The sequence below is a fragment of the Exiguobacterium sp. AT1b genome (assembly GCF_000023045.1).
In the GTDB taxonomy this organism is placed as follows: domain Bacteria; phylum Bacillota; class Bacilli; order Exiguobacteriales; family Exiguobacteriaceae; genus Exiguobacterium.
In genome coordinates this window covers 2,139,048-2,157,500 of record NC_012673.1, presented here as the reverse complement: position 1 = coordinate 2,157,500, position 18,453 = coordinate 2,139,048, and the positions used below count along the sequence as shown (strand labels likewise).

Annotated in this window: 15 protein-coding genes and 2 riboswitches (1 of these 17 cut by a window edge); of the genes, 6 read left to right on the top strand and 9 right to left on the bottom strand. The window is 45.6% G+C overall.

Features of this window, described 5'->3' with window-relative positions; translation table 11 throughout:
• The 6 genes from EAT1B_RS11290 to EAT1B_RS11265 form a co-directional block, all read right to left on the bottom strand.
• A protein-coding gene (locus tag EAT1B_RS11290; RefSeq protein ID WP_015880700.1) for an NCS2 family permease crosses the window boundary here: on the bottom strand, positions 1 to 661 show its start. 701 nt of this gene lie to the left of the window's left edge; 661 of the gene's 1,362 nt are visible here — the first part of the coding sequence; the start codon lies at positions 659 to 661; its stop codon lies beyond the left edge, outside the window.
• A gap of 88 nt (positions 662 to 749) precedes the next feature.
• A riboswitch (purine riboswitch) is annotated at positions 750 to 851 on the bottom strand.
• A 134-nt stretch (positions 852 to 985) separates the two neighbouring features.
• Positions 986 to 2,509, bottom strand: coding sequence for a glutamine-hydrolyzing GMP synthase (gene guaA / locus EAT1B_RS11285; protein WP_031424658.1), 1,524 nt, complete (start codon positions 2,507 to 2,509; stop codon positions 986 to 988).
• Positions 2,510 to 2,620: 111 nt separating this feature from the next.
• Positions 2,621 to 2,721, bottom strand: a riboswitch (purine riboswitch).
• A gap of 41 nt (positions 2,722 to 2,762) precedes the next feature.
• The gene (locus EAT1B_RS11280) at positions 2,763 to 4,862 is read right to left on the bottom strand and encodes a transglutaminase domain-containing protein (protein ID WP_015880698.1); all 2,100 of its coding nucleotides are present in this window, start codon (positions 4,860 to 4,862) and stop codon (positions 2,763 to 2,765) included.
• The gene (locus EAT1B_RS11275; RefSeq protein WP_015880697.1) at positions 4,859 to 5,929 is read right to left on the bottom strand and encodes a DUF58 domain-containing protein; all 1,071 of its coding nucleotides are present in this window, start codon (positions 5,927 to 5,929) and stop codon (positions 4,859 to 4,861) included. Before EAT1B_RS11275 ends, EAT1B_RS11280 begins: the two co-directional genes overlap by 4 nt.
• Complete coding sequence (locus EAT1B_RS11270) at positions 5,926 to 6,876, bottom strand: MoxR family ATPase (protein ID WP_015880696.1); 951 nt, start codon at positions 6,874 to 6,876, stop codon at positions 5,926 to 5,928. The genes EAT1B_RS11275 and EAT1B_RS11270 overlap by 4 nt, the downstream gene beginning before the upstream one ends.
• A gap of 171 nt (positions 6,877 to 7,047) precedes the next feature.
• Complete coding sequence (locus EAT1B_RS11265) at positions 7,048 to 7,653, bottom strand: flavin reductase family protein (protein WP_015880695.1); 606 nt, start codon at positions 7,651 to 7,653, stop codon at positions 7,048 to 7,050.
• 237 nt (positions 7,654 to 7,890) lie between these two features.
• On the opposite strand from EAT1B_RS11265, the gene EAT1B_RS11260 reads away from it, so the two are divergent.
• Together EAT1B_RS11260 and EAT1B_RS11255 are read left to right on the top strand one after the other, a co-directional pair.
• Positions 7,891 to 9,732, top strand: a complete 1,842-nt coding sequence (locus EAT1B_RS11260; RefSeq protein WP_015880694.1) for an ATP-binding protein — start codon at positions 7,891 to 7,893, stop codon at positions 9,730 to 9,732.
• A 197-nt stretch (positions 9,733 to 9,929) separates the two neighbouring features.
• Entirely contained in the window at positions 9,930 to 10,247 is a 318-nt protein-coding gene (locus tag EAT1B_RS11255) for a hypothetical protein (protein ID WP_015880693.1), read from the top strand.
• A 47-nt stretch (positions 10,248 to 10,294) separates the two neighbouring features.
• On the opposite strand, the gene EAT1B_RS11250 is transcribed toward EAT1B_RS11255, so the two are convergent.
• Positions 10,295 to 11,560, bottom strand: coding sequence for a tetratricopeptide repeat protein (locus EAT1B_RS11250; protein ID WP_015880692.1), 1,266 nt, complete (start codon positions 11,558 to 11,560; stop codon positions 10,295 to 10,297).
• 264 nt (positions 11,561 to 11,824) lie between these two features.
• Here EAT1B_RS11250 and EAT1B_RS11245 point away from each other — a divergent pair, with 264 nt between their 5' ends.
• The 3 genes from EAT1B_RS11245 to EAT1B_RS11235 all read left to right on the top strand — a co-directional run bounded on the left by EAT1B_RS11245 (position 11,825) and on the right by EAT1B_RS11235 (position 14,534).
• Positions 11,825 to 12,502 (top strand): hypothetical protein, encoded by a 678-nt coding sequence (locus tag EAT1B_RS11245; RefSeq protein WP_015880691.1) that lies wholly within the window; start codon positions 11,825 to 11,827, stop codon positions 12,500 to 12,502.
• A gap of 54 nt (positions 12,503 to 12,556) precedes the next feature.
• Positions 12,557 to 12,859, top strand: coding sequence for a hypothetical protein (locus EAT1B_RS11240; protein ID WP_015880690.1), 303 nt, complete (start codon positions 12,557 to 12,559; stop codon positions 12,857 to 12,859).
• 172 nt (positions 12,860 to 13,031) lie between these two features.
• Positions 13,032 to 14,534, top strand: a complete 1,503-nt coding sequence (locus EAT1B_RS11235) for an SH3 domain-containing protein (protein ID WP_015880689.1) — start codon at positions 13,032 to 13,034, stop codon at positions 14,532 to 14,534.
• Positions 14,535 to 14,555: 21 nt separating this feature from the next.
• Here EAT1B_RS11235 and EAT1B_RS11230 read toward each other — a convergent pair whose 3' ends face one another.
• Both EAT1B_RS11230 and EAT1B_RS11225 read right to left on the bottom strand, forming a co-directional pair.
• A complete protein-coding gene (locus EAT1B_RS11230; protein WP_371149663.1) occupies positions 14,556 to 15,086 on the bottom strand; it encodes a GNAT family N-acetyltransferase in 531 nt (176 codons plus the stop codon).
• 18 nt (positions 15,087 to 15,104) lie between these two features.
• A complete protein-coding gene (locus EAT1B_RS11225; RefSeq protein WP_158303583.1) occupies positions 15,105 to 15,932 on the bottom strand; it encodes a CPBP family intramembrane glutamic endopeptidase in 828 nt (275 codons plus the stop codon).
• A 138-nt stretch (positions 15,933 to 16,070) separates the two neighbouring features.
• On the opposite strand from EAT1B_RS11225, the gene EAT1B_RS11220 reads away from it, so the two are divergent.
• Positions 16,071 to 18,419, top strand: a complete 2,349-nt coding sequence (locus tag EAT1B_RS11220; RefSeq protein WP_015880686.1) for an EAL domain-containing protein — start codon at positions 16,071 to 16,073, stop codon at positions 18,417 to 18,419.
• Positions 18,420 to 18,453: the final 34 nt, after the last annotated feature.

Here is an 18,453-nt window from a genome sequence, read left to right as displayed (position 1 = left end):
CGACAATCGCCGTCAACAACATCCCGATGAAAATACCACCTTTGATGTCGCGCGCCATAAGCAAGGCGCTGACCACAAGACCGAACACCGCGAGAAGCGTCGTGCCCGTTCCGAGCGAACCAAGACTAACAAGTGTTGCTTCATTCGCGACAACGATGCCTGCGTTTTTCAAACCGATGAAAGCGATGAAGAAACCAATCCCTGCAGCAACCGCCATTTTGAGCGGAGCCGGAATCGCATTAACAATCGTTTCGCGAATTCCTGATAACGTCAATACGATAAAGAAGAGACCTGATACAAGTACACCTGACAAAGCCGTTTGCCAAGAAATACCCATCCCGATGACGACGCTATATGCGAAGAACGCGTTAAGGCCCATGCCTGGCGCAATCGCAATCGGGTAGTTCGCGAGAAGTCCCATCGTCAATGAGCCGACTACTGCAACAAGACCTGTCGCCACGAAGACCGCTCCTGTATCCATACCCGCTGCCCCAAGGATGTTCGGGTTAACGAAGAGGATGTAAGCCATCGCAAGGAAAGTTGTAAATCCTGCGATCAGTTCCGTGCGGACACTCGTACCGAGTGCTGTGAGTTGGAAGTAACGATCGATCCGACTCGTTGTTGATGGTTGTTGCTGTTCTTGCTTGAGCTGTGTGCTCATTTGTTTTCCTCCTTGTGCTCGCCGTAAAACGAGAAAAGGTCCCCGGCAAATGACCGAAGACCCCACGCGAAACATACGAGGGCATACACCCTCATCTATGTCTCGCCGTAGTGAAATCATTTAAGGTGATTTCGTAGAGACTCTCGGGCCATATCCCCGACATTATACGGCAAAATATTTTATAATTGTTCGGTTATAATAAGAACGTTCTTATCGTATCAGCGTGAAAATAGAATGTCAACTAAATTCACGGATTTTACATCGATAAAAAACGTTAATGTTCGGTTTTAAGACAAAACAGAGGGGATATCCCCTCTGTTCAGCTTATTCCCATTCAATTGTTGCAGGTGGCTTAGACGTAATATCATACAGCACACGGTTAACGTGGCTGACTTCGTTTACAATCCGGACAGAGATCTTCTCAAGCACATCCCATGGAATACGTGCCCAATCAGACGTCATGCCATCAATTGAAGTGACCGCACGGACACCGACAGCATAGTCATACGTACGCTCGTCACCCATGACTCCGACCGAGCGAATCGGCGTGAGCACCGTGAAGTATTGCCAGATGTCGCGTTCAAGTCCAGCTTTCTTCACTTCTTCACGTAGAATCGCATCAGATTCACGCACGATTTCTAACTTCTCTTCCGTGATTTCACCGAGGACACGAATTCCGAGACCTGGACCTGGGAACGGTTGGCGCCAAACGATATAGTCAGGAAGACCGAGTTCTGTACCGAGTGCACGGACCTCGTCTTTAAAGAGCGTGTTGAGTGGTTCGATCAACGTGAAGTTCATATCTTCCGGCAATCCACCGACGTTATGGTGTGATTTGATTGTTTGCGCTGTGTCTGTCCCACTCTCGATGATGTCTGTGTAGAGCGTCCCCTGTGCGAGGAAGTCCATATCGACGAGTTTCGATGCTTCTTCATCAAATACGTAGATGAACTCGTTTCCGATAATCTTACGTTTTTGCTCAGGGTCCGAGACACCAGCCAACTTCGTCAAGAAACGTTCTTGTGCATCGATTTTGATGACCTTCATGTTGAATCCGTCTGCGAACGTCTTCATGACGCTATCCGCTTCCCCTTTACGAAGGAGACCATGGTCGACAAACATACACGTCAACTGGTCACCGATTGCGCGATGAACGAGTGCGGCCACGACAGAAGAGTCGACACCGCCCGAAAGCGCACAAAGAACTTGCTTATCGCCAACGATTTCACGGATTTTCTCCACTTCGAGGTCGATAAAGTTTTCCATCGACCATTCGCCTTTCGCACCACATACTTCATAGATGAAGTTTTTTAAGATGTCGTTTCCGTACTCCGAGTGACGAACCTCTGGATGGTATTGGACACCGTACATTTTCAACTCATCGTTTTTGATTGAAGCGACCGGGCAAGACGGGTTCGTTCCATCGACGATAAATCCTTCCGGTGCTTCCATGACGAGGTCACCGTGGCTCATCCATACTGTATGTTCGACTGGAAGCCCGTTATAAATCGCTGATGCTTCCGGCGTTGAGAACAATGTCGCTTTTCCGTATTCACGATGAGCGGCACGTTCGACACGACCACCGAAATGATGCGTCATGAGTTGCATCCCGTAGCAGATCCCGAAGATTGGAATACCCAGTTCAAAGATCTCTGGATCACAACGATATGCGCCTTCCGCGTATACGCTGTTCGGTCCACCCGAGAAGATGATGCCGATCGGGTTCAATTCGCGAATCTCCGCTGCCGTCATCTTATGTGAATGCAACTCGCTGTATACGCCAAGGTCACGGACACGACGTGTGATCAACTGGTTATACTGACCACCAAAATCAAGCACCAAAATCATTTCTTGTTCTACTTTCACGAAATCTCCACCTTTCTGCCTTCTCCTCAAAAAAGGACGCGCCTCTCCCCCAGATTAACCCAAACCGAAGAAGAAGCACGCCCTTTTCTTTGTATACGAAACGTGCTCCTTCATAGTCGGTCCATTTACGGTGGTCCGGTAGAGACTCTCGCGCCAATTCACGAGTATATACGAAGGAATGCCATGTTCAATTATCTAACTAATGCGTCTATCTTACTTGATGCATCCCGTCACTTCAACTCATAATTCGACGAATCATGATTTTCCAATATTCTTTATATTTTGAATTCGGCTCTTGTTCCGCGTAAACAGCTTGCTCAAACAAAGCCGTCAGACGGGTCATATCATTCGTTTCATAGTAGGCGTCGACCTCTTTGGCGAGTTCCGAAGGCGTACGTCCATCAATTTTGAATCCGTTCGCACGCAGTCGTTTCATCAAATAGCGGTGCATCGAGACGAGGCGCCCATCCGTGAGCGGACGACTCATCCACCAGACATACATGATTTGACGCTCGATGATTTTACGGTTCCAAACGAGGACCGCCACGAGGAAGAGAATGACAATCCATCCCCATACGGGCATGTTGCGTGCCTCCTCTTGAACATCACCTGTCGTCACGTCATCGATCAACAAATCTTCTTGCGGACGGTTTTGCGTATCGTTGTCCTGATTTGCTTGGGGATCGTTCGCAGCCGGTGTCGTGTCTTCCGTATCCGTCTCTCGTTCCATCTGCAGTAAGTTGGCGTCCGAGAAACTGATGGTCGCTTCTAACGGGACCCAGCCCGCGCCTTCAATGAAATACTCGACCCACGAGTGGGCGTGACGATTTCGAATCGTATGTTCTTCTTCACCTTGAACGACCCCTCGTGTGTCACCCATCGTAAACCCTTTTACCCAACGCGTCGGTATGCCGTTCGCACGCAACAACACGGCAGCTGACGTCGAGAAGTTATCGCAATACCCGATTTGTGTGTCGAACAGGAACTGGTCAACATAATCCGTATCCCCCTCCGGTTGTGCCACATTTTCGGTATCGTATTGAAATTCTCCATTTCGGAAATACGCTTCTACCGCTTCCGCCTTCTCGTTCGGTGTCTCACTCTCCGCCGTAATGTCAGCGGCTAAATCTCGTACACGCTCTGGCAACGATTCCGGTAACTGTAAATAGACCTGTTGCTCTTCTTCCGTGAGCGACGTGATTTCTTCATTTAATGCAAGCTGTTCTTCAGAGAAAGCCGGGACACTATAACGAAGTTGGATCGTCCGCGGAGTCGATTGTTCCTCATTTTCAAATACAATCTTTCCGGACGGTTGCATCGTAATCGTCTCGTTCGGGAACGCCCGCTCGATGTCACCAACTCGAAATTCGGTACCGGACTCCGTTTCGATGGCTTGCGGATATTCTCCACCATAAGGAACGAACGGTTGTCGGCGCTCAAAACGTAATAACGCCTGTTCCGGTGTCGTATCCACTTCCGAGTCCACCAACTGACCACGATTGTAGTTCGAGTCAAGGACCGGTGCCTCAACCCAACCTTTCCCTGTATAAATCGCCTTGGATTCGATACGCCAATAGCGTGCCGGTACGCCGCGAGCGATGAAGACGATGCCGTCATCCTGTTCGAACGGACCACCTAGCGATTCGTCGTTCACTCCATACCCAACTCGACCCGGGCCACTCCCATCACCTTCCGTCGTCGCATTCCGAAAACTCGTAGTGATACGGTCAGACCAATCGCCTTCAAGCGTAGGTGAAGCACTTGCGAGAGCCACGACGACACTGAGGAGTAGTCCGATACTGACGAATCGGACGAGCGATTGACTCGGTCGTTTTGCCAAATCGGTGACAAATAGTAAGAGGAGCGATGTGACGATGGCATACAGGATATTGCCTTCCCCGTCATACAACGTCCACGTATCAAAATAGGCCATGATGCCGAGAGTCGACACAATCATCCCAAGGGCAAAACTATAACTTGGATACGTTCGTCCGACGAGCACAGCAAACAGTAAGCCGATCAGCGCCATGGCAGAGAAGAAAATCGCTTCATTCGGCAGCTCACCGCTCATGACACCCATCAAATCTTCCATCCATAGACCAAACCAGTCCAAAATACTGCCGTGATAGGCATACAAGACGATGAGGAAATTAAGAATCGAGATCCCAAGAAAAGCTGCCCAAGGCAGAATACTGGCAAACATCGGCACGATGAGCAGGAAGTAAAACGGCCACGTCACATCGAACGTCGTACTTCCAACAATCGGCTCAATCCAGAACGACAACAAATAGGCGGCAAGCGCCGTATAGACGATTCGGATTACCCATGTCTTCATACCGTCACCTCATTTACTGCCGTGTAGAGATGATAGCTACCTTGTGTCTCATGCATCAACTCTCGAATGGACGTCGTTTCAAACGGACTGATCAAAATCAAATCTCCAGTTTGTTGAGGCAGATTTTGCTTCACTCGTTCGACGAGACGCCCCTCGGCTTCTGGCGTGGCGGTCAATAAGTAATGGCCGACTTCCGCACTCTGGTCGGGAAGATGGAACAGTCGCACCTGCTCTTCAATGACGTAGAGCTCAAACGGCAGATTTTTTCGTTCTAACTGACGAATCGCTCCAACAAGTAAGGACAGGGAACGTTCAAATGCCTCTTCATACCCGGCAGAGACGGCAGGCACGAATACGAGCGAGAGCTTCTTCTCTTGTTCCTGGTCAAACGTTTTGGTCATCAAGTTCCCTCGACGTGCGGATGCCTTCCAATCAATCCGTCCGATTCGGTCCCCTGCCGCATACTCTCGAACTCCGCTGGTCGTATTGGCCACTTCGGTATACGTCCGCATTTGACGATATTGTTCCCCACGACCTCCGACATGTTCGTCTCGAGGTAAATCAAACGGCAATTCGGCAGGCGACACCTCGACGACCGTTTCGAGTCGCAACGTCCGCTTCCGGTCGAACAAACCGAACACATCACGTACATGGAGCACGGTGCGGTCAAAGACATGAATCCCACGCTTGATCGCCCCGACCTCATAATGGACGACTTCAGCCTGCCGGAAAAAACGGTCCACCGGCACGACAATCGTCTTGTCTTCATCCGTCAAACGTTGTGGCAATCGCTCCTCTAACGTGACCATCCCAATCAAGAAAGGGTACTTCCGTTCAATTCGTAACTCGACGTCCATCGTTTGTCCAGAAACAAGTCGCTTCGTCGTCACACGGCGCAACACGTTTGCCGCCGTGACCGGATAAATCATAAAGAGCGTCCAGTAGACGGTCAACACGACGAACGACCACCATAATGTTGAGGCGACGATACTGCCTTCGATGCGGGCAAATGCATACAATCCGAATGCCGCCGCCCATACAACGAACAGCTTCATCCAGTTTTTCATACTTCATTGACCTCACGATCCATCGGGACAGGCAACGTATCCAACCACTCTTGAATCAACTGATTCGGTGATTTTCCTTTGTACCGCGCTTCTGCTGTCAAAAGGACGCGATGTCCAAGCACACTCGTCGCCATCGCCTTCACATCATCCGGCAAGACGAAATCGCGATTATGGATATACGCCCACGACTGAGCCGCTTTCATCAATGCAAGTGTGGCCCGCGGACTCCCGCCTAAATACGTATGCGGATCTTTTCGAGACTCATGCACCAATCGCACAATGTACTGTTTGACCGCACTCGACACATGCACGTCTCTCACTTCACGTTGCATGAGTTCGACTTCTTGCTTTGTGATCACGCTCTGAAGCGCCTCGAGCGGCTCTTCTTTTTCAAACCGCGACAATAATGCAATCTCTTCATTGAATGTCGGATAGCCCATCTCGATTTTAAGTAAGAAGCGATCCAACTGTGCTTCCGGCAATGGATACGTCCCTTCATGCTCAATCGGGTTTTGTGTCGCCATGACGAAGAAAGGTGAGGGTAACACTTTCAATTCCCCGTCCACTGTTACACTTCTCTCAGCCATCGCCTCAAGAAGAGCTGATTGCGTTTTCGGTGAGGTCCGGTTAATTTCATCCGCTAAAATGATGTTACCCATGAGCGGACCTGGTCGATATTCAAATTCCCTCGTTTTTTGGTTGTACATCGAAATCCCGGTCAAGTCGGACGGTAGCATGTCCGGTGTGAATTGGATGCGCTTAAAATCTAAGTCAATCGCTCGGCTGAACGTACGGACGAGCATTGTCTTTCCGACTCCTGGTACGTCTTCAAGCAGCACATGCCCACCTGCTAGCAAGGCAGTGAGACTTTTTGCGATAACTTCTTCTTTTCCGACAATCACGGTTTCAATAGCAGTAATAATCGATTGGACAGTTGGACGGTACATGACGGACTCCCCTTTTTCTCTGATCTAGGATGACTGAAAGTTAGAATGTTCTGACTTTATTGTGACACAAGCGAGTGTCGGAAAGAAAGAAATACCGCACCCAAATGCGCTTCCTATTTCTTTACCCAAAAAACGTGTCCGTTCTTTAGAAAAAACGGGCACGTTTATCGATTACTCTGGACGCTTCACGTCAAATAGTTCCCCAAGGGTCGCATAACTATTGCCGGCCATCCGACTGACAGGCGCAAGCCGTTTAGCATCGATGCGTCCTTGAGTATATAACTCTCGGTCAATATGGAAACGGACAATTCGCGCAATCAATAAATCGGCAGTCGTTTTTCCGTCATGTTCGATCGGCAAGTGATGATGGAGCACACATTCAAATCGAACCTTTGCCTCCTTGACTCCTGGCGTCGAAATCACATCACTCGGTTGAAGCGTAAAGTCTGTACGAGACAGCTCACTCTCATCTGCCGCAAGGTTGGCGGCCGTCTCGTTCACGTTGATGACGTTCGTTTCATCTACGACATGAATCACTAGTTCATTCGTACGGAGTGCGTTACGCGCCGTGTCTTTCATGACGCCATCTTTTCGTTGAACTGAGACGGAGACGAGCGGAGGGTTGGATGCGACTACATTAAAATAGCTAAACGGGGCGGCGTTAATCACATCCCCATTTTGTGTTGTGACAAACGCAATCGGTCTTGGCACAATGCTGCCAATCAAAAACTTATATGTGTCTCGTTCAGTCAAAGCAGACGGTTCAATCGATAACATAGACTCACGCTCCTTTTTATCTTAACTTCAAAATAATCACTTCATCAGACAATGTCAACGCAAAGCAGGTTGACACGTGTACATTTCATATATTTTGGGTAAATCGCATTATGTGAATTTATTTTAATGCACGTTGAATAAGCAAATTGTTTCATTTCCCTTTCCCGGTCTCATAGAATTCAGGGCAAGGAAGAGATGACACCTCGTTTTTTATGTTCAAGGAAGGAAGTAGAACGAATGATCAGCAAGTGGATTGAACAATTGAACAGTCGTCAAATACTCAGTATTTTATATAGTGTCTGTGGATTCAGTCTGGTTTTAACCTTGATTGGGGCCTGGTTCGTTCGAGATGGGAATGTCTCCACTCTCGAACTCACTGCCCTCCGATGGATTTGGATGATTGGATTGGTCATGTTCATCAGTGCCATTTTATTGATCGGACGCCCGCTCATCAAACGGATGGCCGACCAGAACAGCAGACTGAAAGCGAAGAAAGAAAAGCTCGAAACCGTGTTGAACGAATCAAAATTAAATGAAATCAATCTTCAATATCGCAATGAGTTGATTGAAGTATTGGCCTCGAAAGAATCCTTATTCGATTACTCTTCTGTCATTGAAAAGATTGTGTTGCTTACAAAATCTGAGTTCGGTGCCCTTTTACTCACAAAAGACGGAGAAATCACGTCTGTCGTACCGAAAGAGATGACCGAAGATCAGCAGGAAAGTCTAAAGAAAGACTCCCTTTTGCTTAAACGAGTCATGATTTCAAAGTTACCGGCCGCCACTTCTAAGCGGGTCGTCGATGCGTTACACACGTATCCATATTATATCTATGAGACGGTCATTCCCATCATGGACCCATCGGATAATAGTCTGATTGGCTGTCTTTACTTGGCGCGTTACGACGAACAGTACGACGCCAGTGAAAAATCGGAGTTGAACGCGTTTGCTGGTCAACTTGCCATCTCTCTTCTTCGCATGCAGCTTTATCGTCAGATGCAGCAGGATCGAAAAGAAACAGCGCAACTCATTAACTCTGTACGGGAAGCTATTCTGTATGTGAACTATGAGGACGATACCGTCGTCGGGAATCGCGCCTTCATTCGCATGTTTGATGATTTACACTTTGACTACAAGGGATACGAAGAACTCTCTGCCATCGATATCGATATCGAGCAATTAGCAGAACGCGTCGATCAGCATGAACAGTTTGTCCGATACTTCGAACGCGTCTTCACGCAAGACCCGCCAGAGGATGGGCTCACGATTTCAATCGACCAAGGCGATTGCTTCATTCAACTTTATGCCGAAAGCGTCTATCGGGACCGCAAACTCCGTGGAACGATGCTCGTCTTACGTGACGTCACGGCCGAAACGGAGATTGATCGGATGAAATCCGAACTCGTCTCGACCGTCTCACATGAATTACGGACACCATTGTCCTCGATTTACGGATTTACTGAACTGATGCTGTCACGTGATTTGAAGGAAAGTCGTCGTGAACTGTATTTGAAGACGATTCACGATGAAGCGAAACGCCTTTCCTATCTCGTCAACGATTTCTTAGATCTTCAAAAGATGGAGTCTGGAAAGCAAGCGTTCGAGTGGGAACCGGTCGACTTATATCAGCTCGTCACAGACAGTGTCGCATTTTATCAGGAAACGACGGACCGACATGAGCTGTTCATCGACGCCGATACCGAACAAGATTTCATTATTGATGCGGACTTAGAAGGAATGCGTCAATTACTCGGCAACCTATTAAGTAACGCAATCAAATATTCGCCAGATGGCGGGAATATCCTTGTATCGCTCGAACGCGTAGATGAAGAGGTCGTGATGAAAGTGAGAGACCATGGTATGGGAATACCGAGTGCCTCGCTCCCTCACCTCTTCGGGAAATTCTACCGGGTCGATAATTCGGACCGTCGAAAAATCGGAGGTACCGGTCTCGGTCTCGCAATTTGTAAAGAAATTGCCAAAGCCCATGAGGGTCAACTCCATGTCGAATCGGTATATGGAGAGGGCAGTACATTCATCTGTGAACTGCCAACCTCAAAAGAGCACATCATGCAATAACACGGTCATGTCGACCGTGTTATTTTTGACTCTTTTTTGCCTAATTTGGAAGGAATCCTTTTACAATATATAGAAAGGAAAGAAACCGATTCATTTTCGTAGATGTAGGTTACCCTATCCATTTATTTTTGCACGTTTTAAGTCGAAAACAAGATATACTGAATATAAAGAGATTGCTAGGATCGGAGGACTTGCCATTGGATCATCGTGACCCGCCTTTTTCAGAGATTGGAGATTTTAATCAATGGGGACGTTTTGAGATTGACGTACCTCACATGGGGGAGCAAGCGAAGTTTCAATCTGCCGCTGCTTTGATTCGGAAGCACGTGCCATTACGACTTGGTGGATTTTACATTATTGCGAGCGAAGAGGAAATTTTGCATAGTGGCTCTCATGATGCGAATCTTCAAAAACACTTGATTCACCTATTACAGCAGGTCCTTAACGGTCATATAGAAGACGAACGCCTCATCCAAGAACAAGTGTGGACTGTGCATTATTTCACAACACCATAGAAAAGAACTCGATTTAAGTATCATTACTTATCTCGAGTTCTTTTCATTCACTCCCAACGTGACATCATTGAGATTGTTTTTTCATAGTATTCTGTAGCAAGTTTGTATTTACCTGAACTACGTAATTCCCTAGACAGCCATAATGCGTATTTATGTGTGTAATATTCATCGTAGGCTTCAAAATAATCTACTGCTTTTTTGAGGCTATGAATCAGCTCATTTTGATCAAGTTTCTTATACTTGTTTACATAGATATCGAAGTGGAAATCAAACTCAATTAAGTTCTCTTTGTTACCTTTTAATTCATAACCAACTGTTAACCACTTCATAATACCGTCGATGTCATTTTGAGCAACATTTACCTCGAGTAAAGACATCACACTATAGAGTTTACTTTTTGCACCTTCTTTAACATTAAAACTATCAAGAAAGTATTTTTGTGCTTTTTCTTGATCACCAATTAAAAAATAGATATCTCCCATGTTATTGTAAAGCATTCCATAGTAATCATTTAAGTTTGCCTTATCCGCTACTTTAGCTGCTTTTTCGTAATGTTCTAACGCTGTGGTGTATCGTTTGCGTCGTTTAAATGACAAACCGATAATCATGTGTGATTCGATGATTCGTTCAAGACAAAAATTCTCTTGGAAATACTCGAGTGCCGGTTTTACGTAATCAATCGCTTGCGAATAATCCGTAAATCGGTGATAAAGTGCGCCCATCACATATCGCATATCTGCTTTTTCCCAGTCCGGAAGACCCGAATTTGCCATGTCCTTCCCTACTTTTTCTAATAGGTTAACAGTTGTTTCACGATCAGCAGATTGATATAAGAACATATAAATACACTGTATCAAATCATAACGTATACGATCATCATTCGATAACTGATCTTTAATCCAGCCGACTTCGATTAAATATTGGACATTTCCACCTGGTGTGATTCCAAATCTCGCCAAAGTGATCAACAATGTGACATACAACTCTTTTGACTGTAAAACAACAGGATTCGTTTTGAATTTTTCAATTCGTTTAAAGTATTTTTCCTCTTGTCTTGATAATAACGCTTCCTTTAAAGTGTCACGAATTTCTTTCCTCGTTTGATCTATTTTTTCACTAAAATCATAATAAAGTGGAACATCTAGTTCTAGCCGTTCAAAAATTAATTCCAATACTTCATCACTAGGTGTTGTTTGGTTATTTTCAATTTTACTTAAATATGAAATCGAACAAATCCCTCTAGCAAGCACAGACTGCTTCATATTTTTTCGCATGCGTTCCACTTTGATTAAGTTTCCAAAATTATATTCCATATCAAGCAGTAGCCCCTTCGAACTAAAATAGTCGTTTTTTTTAAAATAAATTAGTCTTTTTGTCATATGTTCAGGAAATTCATCTCAAAAAACCCGTCTAATAGAGCACTTTTAGCAGAAAGTTTCCCAACCGAATCATCACCTTTTTACAAAGATGACATGATAATATTGAACTAGTAAAAACAGTTTCTACAAATTACCTAGTCAATTTTTACTAAATCGCATATTTCATTTCAATCATCACTATGGAGGTGAAAATGACAAATGGGAAAACTAAGTTTCTTACTTGCCGAAGACTACATTAAGCCTAAAATTTATTTTAAGTCAAAGCAAGTTTCAACCGTAAATACAATGTACACTCCTGAAGATCATGATAACTTTTCAGGGTTAGAACATCTAACCCAGTTGTTATGTTCTCCTAGAGGTTTTATTGTAAACGCTTTTCAAATTGATTACTATCAATCGTTGCCTCGATTGATTGCCAGGTCTGTAAAACACATTCACTCATTCAAAAAGTTATACATTTTAGGACCTGAACTTTCTCTTTCAATTTTAAAACGAAGTACAAAAACAATTTATGAAAAACAGTTGCTAGATTATGAATATATTAATGTTGAACAAGATCCTGACTTTGTAACGAATCAATGCATCACATTACTTGAAGAAGGCCATATCTTGTATATCCTCCCAGAAACTTCAGTTTGTTGGAGACCAAATTTACTCACGGAACCTGATAAGATATCACATTATCTTTGTAGTACGTTATTGAGTCAACAAGTCAATGTTTCAATTCTAGCGACTGCTTTAAAAAATGAATCTGGAAAGGTAGTCATTTTCCCTGCCGACACGCCGAATGCTTATTCAGGAGATATGGAGACACGGGTTTATCAGCAATCTGAAACATTATATCAGCTGTTCGATTCTTTGAAAGCCGATGAATAATCAGGATTTTCTGCTTTAAAAACATAAAATAATTGTTTAATGGAGGTTTTATTGATGAAAAAAGTAACAGGAGTACTATTTATCGCAACAGCAGTTTTACTTTTAGGAAGTTCTGTTAGACCACTAGTAGACGATATGCCTCGCATCGTCAAAATAAATGAGCCTATCAAATTACATGTTGACGATATGCCTCGTATCGTTAAAGTGAATGAACCAATTAAGCTTTTCGTTGATGACATGCCGCGCATTGTTAAAGTAAATGAACCTGCAAAATTATTCGTCGACGACATGCCACGCATTGTTAAAGTAGATGAACCAGTTAAACTACTTGTTGATGATATGCCACGCATCGTATAAACTGATTTGCTCAAGACGCCTCGTGCGTCTTTTTTATTTAATAAAAAAGGTAAATGAATTATATATTTCCCTCCATTTTTTCCTTTTTACTTATATAATAAACAGGGACAACCTAGATGCACTCTCATACACCGCCCTTGTCACCAGTTTAATGAGTAAAGGAGTTTGAACATTGAATGAAACAAAACCGTCATGGAGTTTAAAGCTGTTACTTAGTTCTTCACTTGCAATATCCGGGGCAGTAGTCGTCCCGTTCCAATTGGATTCATCTGGTATTCAATCGACTGTCGCCGAAGCCGCCTCGATCTATACCACTACCGCCAACTTAAATCTTCGCCTCAGCGCAGCCACTTGGAGCCCTGTCCTCTTGACCATCCCATCTGGCTCAAGAGTCACGTATATTAGTACATACGGTTCGTGGTACAAGGTCAGTTATGGAGGCAAAACAGGCTATGTCGCTTCTCAATATGTTTCGGTCTCAAACACTTCTGCTTACTATAAGACAACAGACCGATTAAATATGCGCCTCACCGCTGCTTCATGGAGTGATGTGGTCACCGTGATCCCTGCCGACGCGACCGTGAAGTATGTCAGTCGTTATGGGTCATGGTACAAAGTGACGTTCAATGGAAAGACGGGCTATGTCGCTTCTGCTTATTTAACACCTACGAGTGCCCCAGTCCCACCTTCGGACTACTATAAGACGACTGCCAACCTGAACCTGCGTCTCAGCGCCGCTTCATGGAGTTCCGTCGTCACGACGATTCCATCGGGTGCGACTGTCAAATACGTGAGCCGTTACGGATCATGGTATAAGGTCACCTATAATGGGAAAACCGGTTACGTTTCTTCTGACTACTTAACGGCGACGACAGCTCCCGTAACCCCGTCTTCTTATTATGAAACGACCGTAAACTTGAATATGCGTCTTAGCGCCGCTTCATGGAGCGATGTCTTGACCGTCATTCCAGCTGGATCAGTCGTCAAATATGTCAGCCGTTATGACTCGTGGTATAAAGTCACATACAACGGCAAAACCGGGTATGTAGCATCCGAGTACTTGAAACCTACGACTGTTACGACACCAACGGATACCAACGGAACCGGTAAAACGGTCGTCATCGACGCAGGACATGGTGGAAACGACCCTGGCGCTGTCTATGGCTCTGTTTATGAGAAAGTGATCGCGCTTGATATCGCGAAACGTCTAGCTGGCATCTTATCGAGCACCTATGACTACAACGTTAAATTGACTCGCTCAAACGATACATACCTCTCTCTTGAACAGCGTGTGTCACTCAACAAGTCTTATAAAGGGGATGTGTTCGTCAGTCTTCATGCGAACTCTTCCGTTTATAACACGGCACATGGACACGAGGTACTCGTCCCGACGTCAGAAAGTTATACGACAAACCCTTACGTGTCCGCCAGCCGTAGTCTCGGCTCAAGTATCAACAAAGAGATTGCTTCACGGATTTCTACGATTCAAAACCGTGGGGTCAAATATCAGAACGTTTACGTGGTTGGACGAAACGTCTCGCCTTCTACCCTTGTCGAATACGGATTCATCAGTAATTCAAGCGACCGTTCTTACTTGACGAATACGACATATCGCCAACGAATGGCTGAAGCAACAGCATCCGGCATTCATCAATTCATGCGATCTTATTACTAAAAAAAGGAACTTAGCACTCAGCTAAGTTCCTTTTTTGATATGGACTCGCCAAATCATATGGGATGCCCCAGGTCCCCAATAATGTTCGAGGATATGAGACGGCTCACCCAACCGTTTCTGCCAATAGGCTTGTGCGCTCGGGAATCCGGCATCTAAATAAAAGAACTCCTTCCCTCGAGCCGAAATTTCACGCATCATCTCCTCTAACAGGAATTGTCCGACACCTCGCCGCTGCATCCGAGGTGACACATAGACACTCCCTAGCTCGATCGCACCACGCTCAATTTGTATGTTTCCTGAGATGATGTCATTCGGAGGCAATAATGCCCCTGCTCCGACAAGGATTCCGTCTTCTTCTACAACGTACAGTTCAACGGTGTCATCATCGAAATGATCTTGAATCGTCGTGTTCAGACGCGCCACTTCTTCATCGAGCAAATCGGCATCTTCAAACCGTTCTCGTCGAATCAAGTCACTCAAACTCTCCATAAATAAGCGCTGCAAGGATTTCACGTCTGATTGTTCGAGTGCGCGAAAATTCAAGACGGCCACTCCCTTTTCTTTTTTGTTTTACTCTTTACCCTCACGAATTCGTTGCGTAACACTCGGGTACGAGGGAATCATTTCTTCGAGCGGCTCATAATTCAATTTACCGTACGTTTTCCAAATGACTAAAATCGCGGCGGTCCATAATGTGATTGTCAAATGAATAAATCCGATTGGATAACCACTTTCCGCTTCAAACCCGACCATCACGAGCATGACATTAAACATCATATGCATGAGAAAGGCCGACCATAAATTGCGCGACGACCCGTTGTATACCCAAGTCATGAGGATCGTATATGCCATCACGGCTAACCCATACGCCCAAAATGACAAATTCGCCTGTCCTGTTCCAGCCATGAAGAAAAGAGGAATATGCCACATCGCCCAAATGACTCCGAGTGACAAGCTGGCTAGAAGTGGAGAGAGTCTTGATTGTAAGGCGTCCAGCAAATACCCGCGCCATCCATACTCTTCCTGCAACGTCCCACCGAGAATTAGCATATAGAAGAAGTATGGGACAATCCACCACGGTTCGCGAACGAGTAGGGCACCGCTTCGATCAGTCCACCAATACGCCACGAGAAATAAGAACGGCACCAACAAAAAGGGAATCGCATACGCCTTCCAACTCATCTGGAACTGAATGCTTTTCCGAAGAAGATGTGTCACCCCTACGCCGCCCCGGAGTCGATACATCGTGAGAAACCCTGCAATGCTTGGACCAAATGCCCCTAAAATAACGATGGCCATGATTGGCAAATCGGTCCACCAGTACAAGCTTCCCCATATGAACCATGAATAGCCGAATGAGACCAATAAGAAAAAGTTGATGTATTTGTTTTTATACATAATCAGCACCCCTTCAGCAATGTAGTACCCGTTATTTGATAGGAAGAAGAGCATTTGAATTTTTTATTATGTAATTTTGAGAGTTCCGCATATAATGAAGTGAACTCTACATTAAAAACCCTGTGAGGTATCGACATTATGGAACAGATTAGCACTCATACAACGAGTCACAATGGATTTTTGATGATGCTCGCTTTCCTCATTGCCAGTGTTTCAGCCTTGATGGCACTCGAATTAGCGAAGCGGGTCACAGGAGATGTGACAACGTCCCATCGCATCTGGATTTTATTTGGCGGTACCACGCTAGGTCTTGGCATCTGGTCCATGCATTTTGTTGCCATGCTCGGTCATGCGTCCTTACATGAGAGCACCTATTCGATTTGGCTCATTATCGGATCGATGATTCCGGCGATTGCCGGGTGCATCTTATCGTTCGGTTTGATTTCCCACAAGACGACATGGATGATCTTACTTCAGTCTTCCGGCTTGATGGGATTTGGAATTGTCAGCATGCATTACATTGGGATGGCAGCCATCCAGAGTGTTCAATTGGACTTTGATCCCTCGTGGGTATTGGTATCCATCGGCATCGCATGGGGCGCTTCCTTCCTAGCCTTATGGGTTGGTTTCTTTTCATCCTATTCTACGGAACGGACACCCGTGCCCGTGAAACTGATGTTCTCTCTTCTGATGGGGACGGCTATTTTCAGTATGCACCTTGCAGGGATGCGGGCAACGACTATCATCCCTGATGCTTCAGCTGCGAAGCAGGTTCCGATTGATCCGACCCTACTCGCATGGCTCGTCACAAGCATCGTGTTTCTCTTGTTTGGGATGTACTTTATTGCGTATACGTTAGAACGACAAATCCAAAAACGTGACCTCTTCCAAACGACGATTTTAGAATCGACGACGGATGCTGTGGTGACGACGACAAGCGATGGTGAAATCCAATATCAAAATCAGGCGTTTGCTCACTTATTCGAAGGGCATGCGACAGAACCTTTTTTTCAGGATTATCATCCTTTGCTGTCGGCTCAACAGCCGTTCTATCAGCCGGTACAAATTGACACGAATCATCGTACGTTAGAAGTGACGTCTTACCCACTTCAAGATGGTTCGAACAATCAAGTACTCTGGTTTATCCGAGATGTGACCGAAGCAGTCGCCTCTCAGCGTCTGATTGAACATATGGCTTTTCACGATGCATTGACGGATTTACCAAATCGGCATAAACTGGATGCCCTCTTGAAGGAATGTATCTCACAAGAACGTTCGGTCGCCTGTTTATATATCGACGTAAACCGCTGGCGTTTCCTAAGTGACATTCTCGGGCATCACGGAGCAGATGAGTTGATCATTCAAGTCGCTGACCGCCTCAAACATACGATTCACCCAGACGATGTGTTGACACGAATCGGACCATCCGAGTTTGTCATCTTACTCTTTGCGCAACGAAGTTCGCTCGCTCATCAAAAGGCTGAAAAATGTATTAAGGCAATTTCATCCAGCTTCGACGTGGATGGCACGACTCTTGAATTGACAATGAGTGCGGGAATCAGTCATTTCCCTAAGGACAGTGCTTCTTCCGAAGAACTTATTCAGTTTTCTCGTCTTGCCGCTGATGAATCCAGACAGGATGGCGAGAATAACATCAAATTATTCGAAGAATCATCGCGACCTCAACTCTTGCGCAATATGGAGATAGAAAAAGCGCTCGTCACCGCACTAAGTAATGACGAATTGACGCTTGTCTATCAACCGAAAATCGATTTGAAGCGAAATCGATTGGAAGGCGTGGAAGCATTACTTCGCTGGCAACATCCACAAATCGGAAAGATTGCGCCGTCTGACTTCATCCCGATTGCAGAAAACACGGGGTTAATTCATTCGATTGGTCATTGGGTCATTCGGGAAGGCTGTCGCACTTGGGTACGTTGGCAACGGACTGGGATACGTCCCTTTACATTATCCCTTAACGTCTCCCCGCTCCAATTTGCGCGCGAAGATTTTGTTGATACGCTACAATCCATTCTTTTGGAGACGGGGATGGACCCGATGTATCTCGAATTGGAAGTGACCGAGTCCTCGATGCTTTCATATGAAGCCTCAACCCGTGAAAAATTGACACAGTTGCATCAGCTCGGGATCCTCATTTCTCTCGATGATTTTGGGACTGGCTATTCTTCGTTCAGCCAACTTCGGGAACTTCCCGTACAAGTGCTGAAAATCGATCGAACGTTTATCGAAAACCTGTTCACCGACCGCAATCAAGAGGCCATCGTCCGCTCGATGATTCAACTCGGTCACAACCTTGGTATGAAAGTTCTCATGGAAGGCGTGGAAACGTCCGCACAATTGGAATGGCTTCTAAAAGAGTCATGCGATTTTGTTCAAGGGTATTATTTTAGTCGTCCATTAGCCGAGACAGACGTTCCACTTCACGTAAAACAAACAACGACCTATCTCGAATTCGGGAAACACTAAAAAATCGCTTCTGTCAGGTGACAGAAGCGATTTT